At 70.3% G+C, this 14,844-nt stretch carries 15 protein-coding genes; 1 reads left to right on the plus strand and 14 read right to left on the minus strand.

Features of this window, described 5'->3' with window-relative positions:
• Position 1: 1 nt before the first annotated feature.
• Both ACIRJP_RS26990 and ligD read right to left on the minus strand, forming a co-directional pair.
• Positions 2 to 1,081, minus strand: a complete 1,080-nt coding sequence (locus ACIRJP_RS26990) for an ABC transporter permease (protein ID WP_404179174.1) — start codon at positions 1,079 to 1,081, stop codon at positions 2 to 4.
• Complete coding sequence (ligD, locus tag ACIRJP_RS26995) at positions 1,078 to 2,109, minus strand: non-homologous end-joining DNA ligase (RefSeq protein ID WP_404179177.1); 1,032 nt, start codon at positions 2,107 to 2,109, stop codon at positions 1,078 to 1,080. The genes ACIRJP_RS26990 and ligD overlap by 4 nt, the downstream gene beginning before the upstream one ends.
• 76 nt (positions 2,110 to 2,185) lie before the next feature.
• Between ligD and ACIRJP_RS27000 the strand changes: the two genes are divergently transcribed.
• Positions 2,186 to 3,253: an ATP-dependent DNA ligase gene (locus ACIRJP_RS27000; RefSeq protein WP_404179180.1), complete on the plus strand. Its 1,068-nt coding sequence runs from the start codon at positions 2,186 to 2,188 to the stop codon at positions 3,251 to 3,253.
• Here the strand turns inward: ACIRJP_RS27000 and ACIRJP_RS27005 are convergent.
• The 12 genes from ACIRJP_RS27005 to ACIRJP_RS27060 all read right to left on the minus strand — a co-directional run bounded on the left by ACIRJP_RS27005 (position 3,236) and on the right by ACIRJP_RS27060 (position 14,844).
• Positions 3,236 to 4,456 carry a lytic murein transglycosylase gene (locus ACIRJP_RS27005; RefSeq protein ID WP_404179183.1) on the minus strand — a complete coding sequence of 407 codons (1,221 nt, stop codon included), beginning with the start codon at positions 4,454 to 4,456 and terminating at the stop codon, positions 3,236 to 3,238. The two genes, ACIRJP_RS27000 and ACIRJP_RS27005, sit on opposite strands and share 18 nt — an antisense overlap.
• Positions 4,457 to 4,478: 22 nt before the next feature.
• The gene (locus ACIRJP_RS27010) at positions 4,479 to 5,231 is read right to left on the minus strand and encodes a hypothetical protein (protein ID WP_404179186.1); all 753 of its coding nucleotides are present in this window, start codon (positions 5,229 to 5,231) and stop codon (positions 4,479 to 4,481) included.
• A gap of 207 nt (positions 5,232 to 5,438) precedes the next feature.
• The gene (locus tag ACIRJP_RS27015) at positions 5,439 to 5,936 is read right to left on the minus strand and encodes a hypothetical protein (RefSeq protein ID WP_404179295.1); all 498 of its coding nucleotides are present in this window, start codon (positions 5,934 to 5,936) and stop codon (positions 5,439 to 5,441) included.
• Between the two features lie 88 nt (positions 5,937 to 6,024).
• A complete protein-coding gene (locus ACIRJP_RS27020) occupies positions 6,025 to 6,654 on the minus strand; it encodes a hypothetical protein (protein ID WP_404179188.1) in 630 nt (209 codons plus the stop codon).
• Positions 6,651 to 7,172: a hypothetical protein gene (locus ACIRJP_RS27025; RefSeq protein WP_404179191.1), complete on the minus strand. Its 522-nt coding sequence runs from the start codon at positions 7,170 to 7,172 to the stop codon at positions 6,651 to 6,653. Before ACIRJP_RS27025 ends, ACIRJP_RS27020 begins: the two co-directional genes overlap by 4 nt.
• Positions 7,169 to 8,428, minus strand: a complete 1,260-nt coding sequence (locus tag ACIRJP_RS27030; protein ID WP_404179194.1) for an MCE family protein — start codon at positions 8,426 to 8,428, stop codon at positions 7,169 to 7,171. The genes ACIRJP_RS27025 and ACIRJP_RS27030 overlap by 4 nt, the downstream gene beginning before the upstream one ends.
• The gene (locus tag ACIRJP_RS27035; protein ID WP_404179197.1) at positions 8,425 to 9,576 is read right to left on the minus strand and encodes an MCE family protein; all 1,152 of its coding nucleotides are present in this window, start codon (positions 9,574 to 9,576) and stop codon (positions 8,425 to 8,427) included. Before ACIRJP_RS27035 ends, ACIRJP_RS27030 begins: the two co-directional genes overlap by 4 nt.
• On the minus strand, positions 9,573 to 10,682 hold the full coding sequence (locus tag ACIRJP_RS27040; RefSeq protein WP_404179200.1) for an MCE family protein: 1,110 nt from the start codon (positions 10,680 to 10,682) through the stop codon (positions 9,573 to 9,575). The genes ACIRJP_RS27035 and ACIRJP_RS27040 overlap by 4 nt, the downstream gene beginning before the upstream one ends.
• A gap of 1 nt (position 10,683) precedes the next feature.
• Entirely contained in the window at positions 10,684 to 11,703 is a 1,020-nt protein-coding gene (locus ACIRJP_RS27045) for an MCE family protein (protein ID WP_404179203.1), read from the minus strand.
• A complete protein-coding gene (locus ACIRJP_RS27050; RefSeq protein ID WP_404179206.1) occupies positions 11,700 to 12,731 on the minus strand; it encodes an MCE family protein in 1,032 nt (343 codons plus the stop codon). Before ACIRJP_RS27050 ends, ACIRJP_RS27045 begins: the two co-directional genes overlap by 4 nt.
• On the minus strand, positions 12,728 to 14,041 hold the full coding sequence (locus ACIRJP_RS27055; protein WP_404179209.1) for an MCE family protein: 1,314 nt from the start codon (positions 14,039 to 14,041) through the stop codon (positions 12,728 to 12,730). Before ACIRJP_RS27055 ends, ACIRJP_RS27050 begins: the two co-directional genes overlap by 4 nt.
• The gene (locus tag ACIRJP_RS27060; RefSeq protein WP_266728076.1) at positions 14,041 to 14,844 is read right to left on the minus strand and encodes an ABC transporter permease; all 804 of its coding nucleotides are present in this window, start codon (positions 14,842 to 14,844) and stop codon (positions 14,041 to 14,043) included. The genes ACIRJP_RS27055 and ACIRJP_RS27060 overlap by 1 nt, the downstream gene beginning before the upstream one ends.

The raw sequence follows: 14,844 nt of genomic DNA on the forward strand, positions 1-14,844 counted from the left end.
ATCAGGTGGCCGTGGCCGCATGCTGAGGCATGCGGTCACGGCCTCCCGGGTGCCGGTGGCGCCACACCCAGAACACCGTGCAGGAGACCACCGCCCAGGCCCCGAGCACCAGATACGGGAAGATCCGCTGGTGGCCCTGGTAGTAGACCGCGGTGTGCTGGGCGTTGACGGACGCGCCCGGCGGCAGCCAGCGTCCGATGTGCCCGAGCGCGGACGGCAGGAGGGGCCAGGAGACCGCCCCACCGGACGACGGGTTGCCCAGGAGCACCATGACTCCCCAGGTCGGGATCATCGCCCAGCGCCCCATCAGGGTGTTGAACATGGTGAAGACCATGCCCGTGGTGAACATCGTGAACGCCAGGATCATCCAGGACTCGAAGAACGGCAGGTCCACCGCGCCCAGCCACCAGTCCACCACCGCGGCGATGACGAAACCGCCGAGCAGTGAGTAGCCGATGGTGAAGGCGATCCGTTCCAGCGGGATCAGGGCGCGGGCGTGCACGCTCAGCTGGATCGCACCGACGAAGCCGACGATCACGGCGGCGAGCGAGATGTAGAACAGGGCGAGGCCGCGCGGGTCGCCGCGTTGCAGGGGCTTGATGTCGCGCACGGCGACCGGCTCCTTGAGCTCGGCCCCCACCTTCACCGCTGACTCCGCGAGCAGCTGGGCCACGGCGGCGCCGGAGGCGCCTGCGACGTCCAGCGACACACCGCGGTCGGTGGCCCGCATGATCGCGAAGACCTCCTGTGCATCCAGTGCTTCACGCGCCTGTGCCCGGGTCGCGAACACATGGATGACGAGCGAGGCGTCGAGCGCCTTGTCCATGCCGGCGACGAACGCCTCAGCGCCCTCGGGCGCCGGCCGGCTGACCACGGCGACCGGGATCCGGTGCGGGGTCGGATTGGCCATCGCATAGGTGTAGGAACCGGCGAAGAGCCCGGCGGCCGCGGCGAGGATGAACACCAGGACGGTCGCGGGGAAGTACGGCGACTTCTTGTACACGGCCCACTTCTCGGCGCGGGTCAGCGGCCTGCCGTGTGCCCCGTGCGGGGCGGCGGGCTCCGGGTCGGGTGCGCTCATCCCTCGGTTTCCTCGTCGTGCCGGGCCCGGCTCGGCTGGACCCGTTTCGGCTCGCCCGGCATCTTCGGGTACTCCGGCGGGTAGGGCATGTCGCCGAGGCCGCGATCCCGCTCGTCCCGGTCCGCCAGCTCCAGCAGCGCGTCGAGCCGGAAGGCGTGGTCGTCCATGTCCGCGTGCACATCGCCCACGTCGGCGTAGCGCTTGGGCATGGTCCTGATGTCGAAGTCGTCCGGTTCGGCGTCGTCGATCTCCCCCCAGCGCAGCGGGGCGGAGACCGGGGCGTGCGGGCGCGGGCGTACGGAGTAGGCGGAGGCGATCGTGCGGTCGCGGGCGGTCTGGTTGAAGTCGACGAAGATCCGCTCGCCGCGTTCCTCCTTCCACCAAGCCGTGGTCACCCGGTCCGGCATGCGGCGTTCCAGTTCCCGTCCGGCGGCGATGGTGGCCCATCTGACCTCGGTGAACGTCCACTCCGGGACGATCGGGACGAAGACGTGGATGCCCCGGCCGCCGGAGGTCTTGGGCCAGCCGCGCAGCCCGTGGCCGTCGAGCACGGACCGCAGTTCGTGGGCGGCGCGCACCGCGTCGGCGTAGTCGGTGCCGGGCTGCGGGTCGAGGTCGATGCGCAGTTCGTCGGGGTGGTCGGTGTCGGCGCTGCGGACCGGCCAGGGGTGGAAGGTGAGGGTGCCGAGGTTGGCGGCCCAGATGACGGCGGCGAGCTCGGTGGGGCAGATCTCGTCGGCGGGCCGGCCGCTCGGGAAGGCGATCTTGGCAGTGGGGATCCAGTCGGGGAGGTTCTTCGGGGCCCGCTTCTGGTAGAAGTAATCGCCCTCGACCCCGTCCACGAAGCGCTGGAGGGTGGTGGGCCGGTCGCGCAGCGCGCGGGTGATGCCGGGCCCCACGGCCAGGAAGTACTCGGCCACGTCCCTCTTGGTGTAGCCCTTCTCCGGGAAGTAGACCTTGTCCGGACTGGACAGCCGTACGGCTCGTCCGTCGGCTTCGAGCTCCACTGCTTTCACCGCTGCACCCATGACGGTCACGGTAGGCCGGGCTCACATATGCCGCATATCGGGAGACTTGCGGCCGCTGGTGGGTGAGAATCGGGCCATGGATCTGCCGGTGATGCCTCCTGTGAAGCCGATGCTCGCCAAGGCCGTGTCCAGGATCCCGCCGGGCATGCAGTACGAGGCCAAATGGGACGGCTTCCGGGCGATCGTGCACCGCGACGGCGAGGAGGTGGTGCTCGGCAGCCGCACCGGGAAGCCGCTCACCCGCTACTTCCCCGAGCTGGTCACCGCCGTCCGGGACAATCTGCCGCCGCGCTGTGTGATCGACGGCGAGATCGTGATCGTGCACGACGGGCGGCTCGACTTCGACCGGCTCAGCGAGCGCATCCACCCCGCCGATTCGCGGGTGCGGCTGCTCTCCGAGCAGACCCCGGCCAGCCTGATCGCCTTCGACATCCTGGCGGTGGGGGACGATTCGCTGCTCTCCACCCGGCAGTCCGACCGCCGCGCCGTGCTGGAGGCGGCGCTGTCCGGTGCGTCGCCCCCCGTCCACCTCGCCCCGGCGACCACGGACCCGGACCTCGCGCAGGAGTGGTTCGAGCACTACGAGGGCGCGGGTCTTGACGGTGTGGTGGCCAAACCGCTCGACCTGCCCTACCGCCCGGACACCCGGGTGATGTACAAGATCAAGCACGAGCGGACCGCGGACTGCGTGGTGGCGGGGTACCGCTTCCACAAGAGCGGCCCGGTCGTCGGCTCGCTGCTGCTGGGCCTGTACGACTCCGACGGCGTGCTCCAGCACGTCGGTGTCTGCGCGGCCTTCTCGATGAAGCGCCGCGAGGAGCTGGTCACGGAGCTGGAGCCGCTGCGCGTCGATTTCGCCGGCCACCCGTGGGCGGCCTGGGCCGATGCCGAGGCGCACGAGCGGGCCCGGCTGCCGGGGACGCAGAGCCGCTGGTCCGGGAAGAAGGACCAGTCGTGGGTGGCGCTGCGCCCGGAGCGGGTCTGCGAGGTGGCGTACGACCACATGGAGGGCGACCGCTTCCGGCACACCGCCCGCTTCCGCCGCTGGCGGCCGGACCGCACCCCGGCCGGCTGCACCTACGCGCAGCTGGAGGAGGTGGTGCGGTACGACCTGTCCGAGGTGCTGTCAGCCGGTGGACGCTGAGCCGGCCGGCGTGGCGCAGGGGTCTTCGCTCGTCGTCGGGTCGGGTTCGGGGGACTCGGTGGTTCCGGCCGTGCCGGACGGATCGGGTGACGCCGAGTCCGTCGGGCAGCCGGGGCCCGGCTCGGAGGTGCTGGGGCTGGGGTCGGGGCTCGTGCCGGGGTCCGGAGTGGCCGATCCGCTGTCGGTGGGATCGGGTGAGCCGGTGCCCGGGTCGGTGGGGTCCGGGGAGAGGGTGGGGTCCGGGGAACCGGTGGGCGATCCGGAGGGCTTCGGAGTGGCGGACGGCGAGGGCTGGTGCGAGCCGCCGGGCTGCGGGCCCACGATGATGTCGCCGTCCGGGGCGCCGGGGCCGCCGACCGGATGCTTCGGCTTGTTCGGTCCGCCCGCGCCGGGGCTCTTCGGGACGGTGCCCTTGCCGTCGGCCACCGGGTGGATGCCCTTGCGGTAGAACTCCAGCCAGGACAGCACGGTGCGCAGATAGGTGTCCGAGTGGTTGTAGCTGAGGATCGCCCGGTCCAGATCGGCCTTCACCGACAGATCGCGCGGTCCGGCACAGAGGTAGTGCCCGGCGGCGAGTGCGGCGTCGTAGATGTTGTTCGGGTCACGGCGCCCGTCACCGTTCCCGTCCTGCCCCCAGTGGGCCCAGGTCGAGGGGATGAACTGCATCGGGCCGACCGCCCGGTCGTAGGTCCGGTCGCCGTCGTACGCGCCGCCGTCGGTGTCCGGGATGTTGGCGAACCCCGCACCGTCGAGGACCGGTCCGAGGATCGGCGTGAGCGTCGTGCCCCGTGCGTCGACCCGTCCTCCGCCCGCCTGGCCGGACTCGACCTTGCCGATCGCCGCGAGCAACTGCCACGGCAGCCGGCAGCCGGGGTCGGTCTTCCCGAGTGCGCTCTCCGCCTTGCGGTACGCGGCGAGAACCGTGGCCGGGATGCCCGCCTCGGCCCACGATCGGGCGGCGGCCGGGCTCTGCTTCTTTCCGGCCTTCGGCGGCTTCGGCGACTGCAGCGGCGGCAGTTCGGTGTGGTACGAGTCGTCGTTGGGTACGTGCGACCACTTGACCTCGTCGGTCTTGGGGCGCTCCTTCCGCGGAGCTTCGTGAGCGGCGATTCCCGGTGCCTGGGACGCGGTGAGCGCGGCCATCGCGACGACCGCGGCCGCCGTGCCGCCGAGTCCGCGGCGCATCGTGCCGTTGAACCTCATGCGTGCTCCCCTCTCCCCCCGGTCACCGGGTGAACGTATCGATGGCGGAGATCCGCCAGGTGCCGCCGCGGCGAACGGCGTCCACGGCGAACATGGCCGCCGCGTAGGTCGTCTCGTCCGACTTGCCGGTACGGGTGTTGCTCTGGTCGGCGAAGATCAGCAGCCGGGCCCGGTCGCCGTCCAGGAGCTCCACGCCGCTGTCGGTGACGGTGGTGGTGAGCACGAGCTTCTGCTTCTGCCCCTGGGCCCGGACCTGGGCGAGCATGTCCTTGTGCTGCTGCACCGCCTTGCCGACCAGGTGGGTCCTGGCCGCCTCCTCGGAGTTGGCGGGCGAGGCGTAGTTGTACGAGAAGACCGCGCCGACGGCGTCGGCGATCTGGCCCTTCACCTCGCTGGTGCGGCCGATGTCGGTGAGGGCGGTGTTCTGCCGGGAGGGATCGTCGCGCAGACTGCCGGCCGAGGTGAACGCCCAGGCGGCGAAGGCCCCGAGCAGCACGGTGAGGGCGCAGAGGACGGCGGGCAGCCGAACGCGGAGGCGGAAGGGCGCCGTGCCTACCGGTTCCGTCTTCTCCTTGACCTCCTCCTTCTCATCGCCCTCTGCCGGGTCGGCATCGACCGGGGCCTCGTCGTCAGTGACGGTGTCCTTCGCGGACGGGTCCGGTACCGGCTCGTCGAGGGCCGGGGCCGCCGGCCCGCGCGCCGGGGCGGCGGCGCGTTCCGCGGCGACGGTGGCCAGGCGGCGCTGACGGTTGACGAGGTGACGGGTCGTCGACATGTCCGGGGTCCTCTCGGTGGCGGGGCGGGATGGGAGCCGGTGGCTCAACGTCGGTCGGGTGACCTCGGATCGGAAAACGGGCGCGCCCTGGTGCATGGGATTCCGAGGCCGAGGAAGGAGGCGACGCGGAGCATCGTCGACCGACGACAACCTGGGAAGCGTGCGTGCCAAGCGTGGCCGCCCGGCCAGAGGTCACCCGGCCGCCTCTCAGCCGGCCGTGTTGCCGACGGGTGCCTGGCCGAGGGCGCTGAGCTTCCACCCCTCGGAGGTACGGCTGAGCCGGCCGAGCATCCGGCTCTCCTTCACCGCGGGCTTGCCCTTCGGCGCGGTCACGGTGACTCGCAGCGCCACCATCACTCCGGCCTTCCCGGCCCGGTCGTCGAGTTCGGTCACCGCCCCGGACAGGATCTGGGCCGTGCTGACCGTCTTCGCCTCCTGGATCTGCTTCACGAACGCGTCCCGACCGTCCACGAGTTGCTGGTGCAGATCGCCGGTGGTGGAGTCCTCCCAGCCGTCGAGGCCCTTCGCCAGCTTCCGGTGGTCCAGCGTGTTCATGTTCTGCACGGCCTGCTCGCCCGCGGCCAGCGCCTCGTCGCGCGCCTGCGCGTACGCCGCCGACTCGTCGTGCGCGGCCTCGTAGCGGGAGATGCCGCCCCAGGCCGCCGCACCGGCCGCCACGACCGTCAGCACGACCGCCGCCGCCATCAGCGGGTTCCTCGTGATCCGTACCCGTGCCATTTCTGTCTCTCCCCTGCCGGCCGATCCGTACCGATTTGCGCGAGTGTGGGCACTGCTATCTGGAGGTGATCTCGACCACGGCCCAGCGGCCGTCCCGGAGTCGGGCGGTGACGGAGAGCTGCGCGGCCGCCGTGGTGGCCGGCCTGCCCTCCCGCTCGTAGACCTGGTCGAGGAAGACCAGCAAGTGGGCGCTGTTCTCCGACAGCCGGGTCACTCCGGCCCGTACGACGTGGGTGGTGAGGGTCAGCTTCTGGTCGGCGGCCTGCTTCTCGACCTGGCCGAACAGGGCGGCGTACTGCTGGAGCGCCTTGCCGGCCAGGAGCTGCTTCGCCGACTCCTTGGTGACGGCGGTGGCCTGGGGGCTGTAGGAGAAGACCTTGCCGAGTGCGTTGCTGACATCGCCCGCGACCCGGGTGGTCGCCTCGCTGTCGGTCAGCGCGCGGTTCGAGGTGGCGGGGGTGTCGCGCAGCGCCCTGCCCTGGGCGCAGAGCACTCCGCCTGCCGCGAGCAGTACGACGGTCAGGGCCGCCGCCACGACGCGCGGCCACCCACGGACCGGGGCGGGCAGGTCCGGCTGCCCCTCGTCGGTGGCCGCGTCGGGTCCCTCCGCGGCCTCTTCGCGTTCCTCGACGTCCCGCGCGTCCGCGTTCGTGCTCACGACCGCCGTCCCTCCCCGCTGTTTCATGCGCCGCTCCCGACCGGGATCGCCGTGAGCGCCTTGACCTTCCAGCCGTCCGCGGTCCGGGACAGCGTGGCCTCGAAGCGCTTGCGCTCGGTGCCGCCCTTTCCGGTGCGCGGGGTGACCTCGACGTCGACGGTCGCGATCAGCTCCGCCGTCCCGGTCCGCTCGTCGAGCGCGGTGAGCGCCGCATCGGTGACCTTCCCGCGTGCGGTGGCACCGGACTTGGTCAGTTCCTTCGCGTCCTTGCTCCGGGTCCGTCCCAGCTGGTCGTGGAGCGGCCCGGTCGAGGCTTCGAGCCAGGCGCCGAGGCCGGCGTCCACGCTCCTGGCGTCCTTGGCGTCGAGGCTGTTCAGCCGGGCGAGGTGGTGCTTCCCTTCGGCCAGGGCGGCATCGCGGCTCTTCGCGTACGCCAGGCTGTCGTCGCCGCGCGCCCGCGCGTACGACCAGCCGCCGAGTGCGCAGACGAGCGCCGCGACGAGCAGCACCGCCCAGCCGGTCAGGGTCCTGGTCCGGGCCGTCATCGGCCGCCTTCCTTTCCGAGGCCCAGTAGTCCGGCCATGCCGTCCCCGGCCGCCGGGCTGCGGCCGGTGACACCGAGCGCGCCCGGGAGCCGGTCCGCGTCGCCGCCCAGCAGCATCGAGCCGGGCTTGGCGGGCTCGGGCAAGGCGCCGCCCTTCGGGGCGTTGGCACTGCCCCGGACGTTGATGCCGGTGCCGGGCGACGAGCTGCAGCGGGCCTTGGTGTTGACCGGCGGCCCGGCCGAGGTGTCCAGGCCGCTGCGGTAGACGGTGCCGCCGTATCCGGCGGTGCAGGGCAGGGGTTCGAAGAAGGTGACCGACATTCCGAACCGGGCGCCGTTCTCGTCGATCGCACTGGCCCCGGCGGCCGCCACCGCGGGCAGTTTCACCAGGAGTTCCTCGATGCCGCGCTGCCGGGTGACGGCGACCTCGGAGGTGGTGAGGAGGTTGGCGACGACGACACCGAAGCTCGGGTCGAGGTCCCGCAGCAGTGCGCTGATCTGTCCGGTCGCGTCGGGTGCGACCGCGATCAGCTTGCGCAGATCGGTGTCGGAGCTCTTGAGCTGGGCGGCCAGTTCCTCGGCCCCGGAGGCGAAGCCCTTGAGCGCTTCGCCCTGTTCGGTCTGGGTGCGCAATACGGTCCGGCCGTCGGCAATCAGCCGGGTGTTGACGGGCAGTGCGTCGTCGGCCGCCCGGACGAATTCGCTCCCGGTGTCCAGCAGCACCTGGAGGTCGTCGCCGCGCCCCTCGAACGCGGTGCCGAACTCGTCGACGACCGTGCGCAGGGACTCCAGGTCGACCGAACCCGCCAGGTCGTTGACGCTGGTGAGGACGTCGGTGACGGGCGCGGGGACGGTGGTGTCGGCCTGGTCGATGACGGAGCCGTTCGCCAGGTACGGGCCCTCGGTGCGGGTCGGCTGCAGGTCGACGTACTGCTCGCCGACCGAGGAGAGGCTGGCGACGACGGCCTTGAGCCCGTCCGGGATCTTCGGGGCGTCCTTCTCGATACGCAGTTCGGCCTCGACCCCGTCGTCGGTCAGCTCGATCGGCCCGACCCGGCCCACCGAGACACCGCGATAGGTGACGTTGGAGTGGGTGTACAGCCCTCCGGTGCGCGGGAGTTGGACCGTGACGGTGTAGTAGCCGCGCAGCCCGATGTAGTGGCCGAGGTCGGCGTAGCGCACTCCGAGAAAGCCGAGCACGAGCACCGCGATGATCAGGAAGGAGATGTTCTTGAGCCGGATGGCGAGGGTGATCATCGGCTGCTCCCGTTCGTGCCCGCCGTCGGGACCTGGGGAAGGGGCAGCGGCAGTGTCTGCCCGGACCGGCTCGAAGCGGCGCCGGCCTCCGGAGATTCCGCCGGGACGATCGGCGGGATGATCCGGGTGCCGGGCACGGCCGCCAGATCCAGGTAGACGTTGAGGTAGTCGCCCTTCACCCCGCGCAGCACCTCGTCGGTGAACGGGTAGGTGAGCAGCACCTGGAGGGAGTCGGGCAGGTCGCGTCCGGAGTCGGCGAGCGCCTTGAGGCTGGGGGCGAGGGCCTTGAGGTCGGCGATCATGTCGGCCTTGCTCTTGTTGACCGTGTCGACTGCCACGGTGGAGAGGGTGTCGAGCGAACGCAGCATGGTGAGGAGCGAGCCGCGCTGCTTCTCCAGGACCTTCAGGCCGGGACTGAGCCCGGTGAGGACCGTGCCGACGTCCTGTTTGCGGGTGGCGAGGGTGGCGGAGAGCCGGTTCACCCCGTCGAGGGCGTCGGTGATGTCCTTCTTGTGGCCGTCCAGGTTGGTCACGAGGGTGTTGACCCGGCCGAGCATGGAGCGCATCTGGGGTTCGCGTCCGGCGAGCGCCTTGTCGAGCTCGGTGGTGATGGTCTTGAGCTGGTTGACGCCACCGCCGTTGAGCAGCATCGACAGGGCGCCGAAAACCTCTTCGACCTCGGGATTCCGGTTGGTCCGGGTCAGCGGGATCCGGTCCCCGTCGGCGAGTCTGCCCTGCGCGGTGCCGCGTGCCGGGGCAGCGAGCTGGATGTACTTCTCGCCGAGGAGGCTGGACTGTTCCAGGTGGGCGTAGGCGTTGGCGGGCAGTTCGACCTTGCCGTTGACCCTCATGGTGACCTTGGCGTTCCAGCTGCCCGAGCCCAGGGCGACGTTGGTGACCCGGCCGACGGCGACATCGTTGACCTTGACCGATGCCTGCGGGGCGAGGCTGAGCACGTCGGCGAATTCCGCGGTGATCTCGTACGGGTGGTCGCCGAGGTCGGCGCCGCCGGGCAGCGGCACCTGGTCGATCCCGGTGAACGAGGGCGGGCCGGATGAGGTGACGACGAGGGCCAGGCCGAGGCCCACGGCCAGCACCGCGGCGATGCCGGTCGTGCGGGGTCCGGGTCTGTGCAGCGTGCGGCTCATCGGTTCGCCCCCTTCTTCTGCGTGGCGGTCTTCGCCGGGGTGCCGTAGACGGTGCCGACGGCCGGGAGCGGCAGGGTGGGCAGCGTCTTGCGCCGTGCGCTGTCCACCGGGGTGAGGCCGGCGAGTCCGGTGGCGCCGGTGAGCGGCCCCATGGAGAGCTCGTTGAGGTTGGTGCGGCCGTTGAGAGTGCGGTTGACCGGGTCGTAGGCGTTGACGACGTTGCCCGCGGCGAGCGGCAGGGTGTCCATCGACTCGGCGAGCGATGCCCGCTGGTCGACCAGCGTCTGGGTGAGCGGCACCAAGGCGTCCACGTTCGCCTTCAGGGCGCCGCGGTTCTTCTGGATGAAGCCCTTGACCTGGGCGAGTGCGGTGCCGAGTTCCTTCAGCGCCGCGCCGAGGTTCTCCTTGTCCTCGGCGAGGAAGCCGGTGACGGAGTTGAGCTGCTGTTCGGCGGCCCGCACGTTGCCGTCGTTGTCCTTCAGCATGGTGGTGAAGGTCTGGAGGTAGGACAGCGTGTCGAAGAGGTTCCCGCTGCTGCTGTCGAGCGTCCTGCTGGCCTTGCCGAACTGCTCGATGGAGTCCCCGATGGCCTTGCCGTTGCCGTCGAGGTTCTTGGCGCCGGTGTCGAGGAGTCCGGACAGGGCGCCGTCGGCGTTGGCCCCTTCCGGGCCGAGCGCCTTGGAAAGCTCCGTGATGGAGTCGTACAGCTGGTCCACCTCGACGGGGGTGGCGTTGTTCGCGGCCGGCAGTACGGCGCCGGCCGCGAGCTCCGGTCCGCCGTCGTAGGCGGGGGCGAGCTGGATGTAGCGGTCGGCGACGAGGCTGGGGGCGACGACCACGGCGTGCGCCTCCTTGGGCACCTTGACGCCCTTGTCCACGCGGAGGGTCACCTCGACCTCCTTGCCCCGGGGCGTGACCGATTCGACCCGGCCGACCCTGACGCCGAGGATCCGCAGGTCCGATCCGGCGTAGACGCCGGTGGCCTGGTCGAAGTAGGCGGTGACGGTCGTCGTTCCCTCGTCGTCCATGGCCATCACGCCGGTGGTGGCCGCGACGGCCACCACGGCGAGTCCGGCGCCGATGCCGACGATGCGCTTCATTCTCATGTCAGCGGCCGCCTTGCTGCTTGGGTGGCTTGCACTCGGCCCCGGCGGGGGTGCCCGCGGGCACGTACTCCTTCGGGACGACTCCGCAGACGTAGTTGTCGAACCAGCGGCCGCTGCCGAGGGTGTTGCCGACGAGCCGGCTGTACGAGCCGGCGAGCGAGAGCACCTTGTCGAGGCTCTTGCGGTTCTTCACCAGTACGGCGGTGACCCGGCCTAGCGAGTCCAGGGTGGGCTTCAGCTGTTTGTTGTTGTCCTTCACCAGGCCGGTGAGCTGGGTGCCCAGGTTCTTGGTGCCGGTGAGCAGCTGGTGGATGGAGTCGCGGCGGGCCTGGATCTCGCCGAGGAGCAGGTTGCCGTCCTCCAGCAGGGTTTCGAAGCTGCTCTTCTTGTCGGCCAGGGTCTTGGTGAGTTGCTTGCTGCCCTTGAGGAGGGTGGCGAGCTGGGCGTCCCGTTCGGAGACGGTCTTCGAGAGGGCGGACAGCCCTTCGGCCGCGCTCTTCACGTCCGGCGGGGAGTCCTTGAAGGTGACGGAGATCGTCTCGAAGCTCTTGGCGAGCTGTGCGGTGTCGATCTCGCCGATGGTCTCGCCGAGTCCGTTGAACGCCTGGGTGACGTCGTACGGGGAGGTGGTGCGGCTCGCCCCGATGCGCTCGTCCGGGTCCTGCGGGGAGTCGCCCAGCGGGTCGACGGCGAGGTACTTCTCGCCGAGCAGGGTCTTGATGGCGATGCCCACGGTGGAGGAGTTGCCGATCCAGACGTCCTTGACCTTGAAGCCGACCTTCACCTTGGGGCCGTCGAGCGAGACGCTGGTGACCTCGCCGACCTTCACTCCGGCGACACGTACCTCGTCGCCCTCGGTCAGTCCGGCGGACTCGGTGAAGTCGGCGCTGTAGGTCGTGCCGCCGCCGATGAAGGGCAGCGAGTCGACGCGGTAGGCGCCCAGGCCAATGAGGGCGAGGACGACCAGTCCGACGACGGCCACGGCGACGGGGTTGCGTTCCCGTACGGGTTTGATCCTCATGACTGGCACCTCGGCTTCCTGACCTCGATGCCGGTGGGCGGGGTGCTGCCGTCCTCGGTCGTCACTCCGCTGACCCTGGCCTCGCAGAGATAGAGGTTGAGCCAGGAGCCGTACGAGGTGAGCCTGCTGATCGCCGCCATCTTGGCCGGGGTCTTCTGCAGGAAGTTCTCGATCTGCGGGGTGCCCTTGCCCAGCTGGCCGGAGAGGCGCCCGAGTTGCTTGATGTCACTCTTGAGCGGTGCCCGGCCGTCCTCGAGGAGGTCCGCTGTGACGGTGGTGAGCGCGCCCATGGCGGTGACCGCCTTGCCGAGCGGTTTGCGGTCGCCGGCGAATCCGGTGACGAGCTTCTGCAGGGTGACGACGAGGTCGTCGAAGCCGGCCTCGCGGTCGTTGACGGTCTTCAGGACCGTGTTGAGGTTCTTGATCACCTCGCCGATCACCTTGTCCTTGGCGGCGACCGTGCCGGTCAGCGAGCCGACGTGCGAGAGGATGCTGTCCACGGTGCCGCCCTCGCCCTGGAGAACCTGGACGATGGAGCCGGCCAGCTGGTTGACGTCGGGCGGGGAGAGCCCTTCGAAGAGCGGCTGGAAGCCGTTGAAGAGCTGGGTGAGGTCGAGCGCCGGGGTGGTGCGGGAGACCGGGATGGTCGCTCCGGCGGCGAAGCTCCGGCCTACCGGCCCGGCCCCCTGGTCGAGGTCGACATAGCGCTGGCCGACCATGTTGAGGTACTTGATCGAGGCGGTCACCGACGCGGGGAGCTTGCGCCCCTTGCGGACGCCGAAGCCGACCTCGGCGAGCCTCTTGTCGGCCACCCGGATGGACTCGACTTGCCCGACCTTGACCCCGGCGATCCTCACGCTGTCGCCGACGACCAGTCCGGTGGCGTCGGTGAACCTGGCCTTGTACGTGGTGGTGTCGCCGACGCCCGTATTGGCGATGGACAGCGCCAGCACACTGGTGGCCAGCACGGTCACCAGGATGAAGACGATGGACTTCGCGAGCGGAGCGGCGAGAGAGCGGCGCTTCACTTGAGCTTCACCTCCGCACCGCGGAAGGCCGGACCGATGAGCACGCTGCTCCAGTCGGGCAGGGTCTGCGGCTGGACCTTCAGTGAGGGAGCGACCAGCTCGTTGACGAGTTGGCTCTCCTGCGGGGAATTGGGCATGCCGAGACCGGACTTGGGGTCCGACGGCGCGGTGTCGGCCGGTTCCTCGGCGGGAGCGGTGCCGGATGCGGTGAACGGCACCGCCGCGCGGGTGTCCGCGGTCGGTACGGCCTTGCCCACGTACGGCACGGAGTAGCAGTGCGGTCCGCCGGTCGCGTCGTAGACCGGGGTGTCCTTGCCGGGCACGTACTTGCCCTTGGACTTCACGGACTTGATGGTGACGTGGAGTCCGGGCCGGTCGGTGCCCTTCCCGAGCGCCTTGTCCATGGCCGGGACGAAACCGGCCAGGGTCCGCAGGGTGCAGGGGAATTCGGCGGAGTACTTCGCCAGCAGTTCCAGCGTCGGCCTGCTCTCGGCGGAGAGCCGGATCAGGTTGTCCCTGTTCTCCCGCAGGAACGAGGTGAGGTCCTGGGCGGAAGCGGTCGTGGACCCGTACAGCCCGGCGAGTTGTGCCTGCTGTTCGGCGATGGTGCCGCTGGTGGTGGTGAAGTCGGTGAGTGCGTCGAGGATGTCGGGGGCGGCGTCCCCGTACACCTTGCTCACCTTGACCAGTTCCTTGATATCGGCGTTGAGCGTGGGCAGCTGGGGGTTGAACTTCGCCAGGTGGGCGTCGAGCGTGGCGAGGGTGTCGCCGAGCTTCTCGCCGCGCCCCTGGAGGGCCTGGGAGACCGCGCCCAGGGTGGCGGCGAGCTTCTCCGGCTTGACCGCGGTCAGCAGCGGCAGGACGTTGTCGAGGACTTCTTCCAGCTCGATGGCGTTGCTGGAGCGGTCCTGCGGGATGACGGAGCCGGCCCGCAGTGGCTGCGTGGAGGGCAGCTCGGGCGGTACGAGGGCGACGAACCGTTCCCCGAAGAGCGTGGTGGGCAGCATCTGGGCACTCACGTCGGCCGGGATCCGGTCGAGCTTGTCGGGGTCGATGGCCAGGGTGAGCCGGGCGCCTTTCCCGTCCGCGGCGATGTCGCGGACCTGGCCGACGACGACGCCGCGCAGCTTCACATCGGCGTTGTCGTGCATCTCGTTGCCGACGCTGGAGGTGCGTACGGTCACGGTGGCGTCGTCGGTGAAGTCCTTCCGGTACACCGAGACCGAGACCCAGACGAGTACGGCCGGTACGAGGAGGAAGGTGACTCCGACGAGTCTGCGGCGGACGGTCTGCGTCCGGTGGGAGTTCATCAGCCGGCCACCTTCACCGTCGTGGTCGCGCCCCAGATGGCGAGCGAGAGGAAGAAGTCGGTGACGCTGATGAGCACGATGGCGTTGCGCACCGACCGCCCGACCGCGACGCCCACTCCGGCGGGCCCGCCGGTGGCGTGGAAGCCGTAGTAGCAGTGGGCGAGGATCACCATCACGCTGAAGATCAGCACCTTGAGCACCGACAGCAGCACGTCGTCCGGGGAGAGGAAGAGATTGAAGTAGTGGTCGTACGTGCCCTCGGACTGGCCGTTGAACAGGACCGTGATGTACCGGGACGCCAGGTACGAGGAGAGCAGCCCGATCGCGTACAGCGGGATGATCGCGACGACCCCGGCGATGATCCGGGTGGAGACGAGGTACGGCATGGACCGCACCCCCATCGCCTCCAGGGCGTCGACCTCCTCGTTGATCCGCATCGCGCCGAGCTGGGCGGTGAAGCCCGCGCCGACGGTCGCGGAGAGCGCGAGTCCGGCGACGAGCGGGGCGATCTCGCGGGTGTTGAAGTAGGCGGAGATGAAGCCGGTGAAGGCTGAGGTGCCGATCTGGTTGAGGGCCGCGTACCCCTGGAGACCGACGACGGTGCCGGTGAAGAGCGTCATCGCGACCATCACGCCGATGGTGCCGCCGATGACACCGAGGCCGCCGCTGCCGAAGGCCACTTCGGCCAGCAGCCGCTGGACCTCGCGCAGATATCGGCGCAGCGTCCGCGGCACCCATATCAACGCCCGTACATAGAAGGTGAGTTGTTCACCAGATCGGTCGAGCCAGCTGAGCATCGACAT

Origin of the sequence: Streptomyces sp. NPDC102437, from assembly GCF_044765565.1 — a bacterium.
Taxonomy (GTDB): Bacteria; Actinomycetota; Actinomycetes; order Streptomycetales; family Streptomycetaceae; genus Streptomyces.

Coding starts and splice junctions, on each gene's coding strand:
- ACIRJP_RS26990 (WP_404179174.1), bottom strand. CDS start 1,081: ATGAGCGCACCCGACCCGGAGCCCGCCGCCCCGCACGGGGCACACGGC.
- ligD (WP_404179177.1), bottom strand. CDS start 2,109: ATGGGTGCAGCGGTGAAAGCAGTGGAGCTCGAAGCCGACGGACGAGCC.
- ACIRJP_RS27000 (WP_404179180.1), top strand. CDS start 2,186: ATGGATCTGCCGGTGATGCCTCCTGTGAAGCCGATGCTCGCCAAGGCC.
- ACIRJP_RS27005 (WP_404179183.1), bottom strand. CDS start 4,456: ATGAGGTTCAACGGCACGATGCGCCGCGGACTCGGCGGCACGGCGGCC.
- ACIRJP_RS27010 (WP_404179186.1), bottom strand. CDS start 5,231: ATGTCGACGACCCGTCACCTCGTCAACCGTCAGCGCCGCCTGGCCACC.
- ACIRJP_RS27015 (WP_404179295.1), bottom strand. CDS start 5,936: ATGGCGGCGGCGGTCGTGCTGACGGTCGTGGCGGCCGGTGCGGCGGCC.
- ACIRJP_RS27020 (WP_404179188.1), bottom strand. CDS start 6,654: ATGAAACAGCGGGGAGGGACGGCGGTCGTGAGCACGAACGCGGACGCG.
- ACIRJP_RS27025 (WP_404179191.1), bottom strand. CDS start 7,172: ATGACGGCCCGGACCAGGACCCTGACCGGCTGGGCGGTGCTGCTCGTC.
- ACIRJP_RS27030 (WP_404179194.1), bottom strand. CDS start 8,428: ATGATCACCCTCGCCATCCGGCTCAAGAACATCTCCTTCCTGATCATC.
- ACIRJP_RS27035 (WP_404179197.1), bottom strand. CDS start 9,576: ATGAGCCGCACGCTGCACAGACCCGGACCCCGCACGACCGGCATCGCC.
- ACIRJP_RS27040 (WP_404179200.1), bottom strand. CDS start 10,682: ATGAGAATGAAGCGCATCGTCGGCATCGGCGCCGGACTCGCCGTGGTG.
- ACIRJP_RS27045 (WP_404179203.1), bottom strand. CDS start 11,703: ATGAGGATCAAACCCGTACGGGAACGCAACCCCGTCGCCGTGGCCGTC.
- ACIRJP_RS27055 (WP_404179209.1), bottom strand. CDS start 14,041: ATGAACTCCCACCGGACGCAGACCGTCCGCCGCAGACTCGTCGGAGTC.
- ACIRJP_RS27060 (WP_266728076.1), bottom strand. CDS start 14,844: ATGTCGATGCTCAGCTGGCTCGACCGATCTGGTGAACAACTCACCTTC.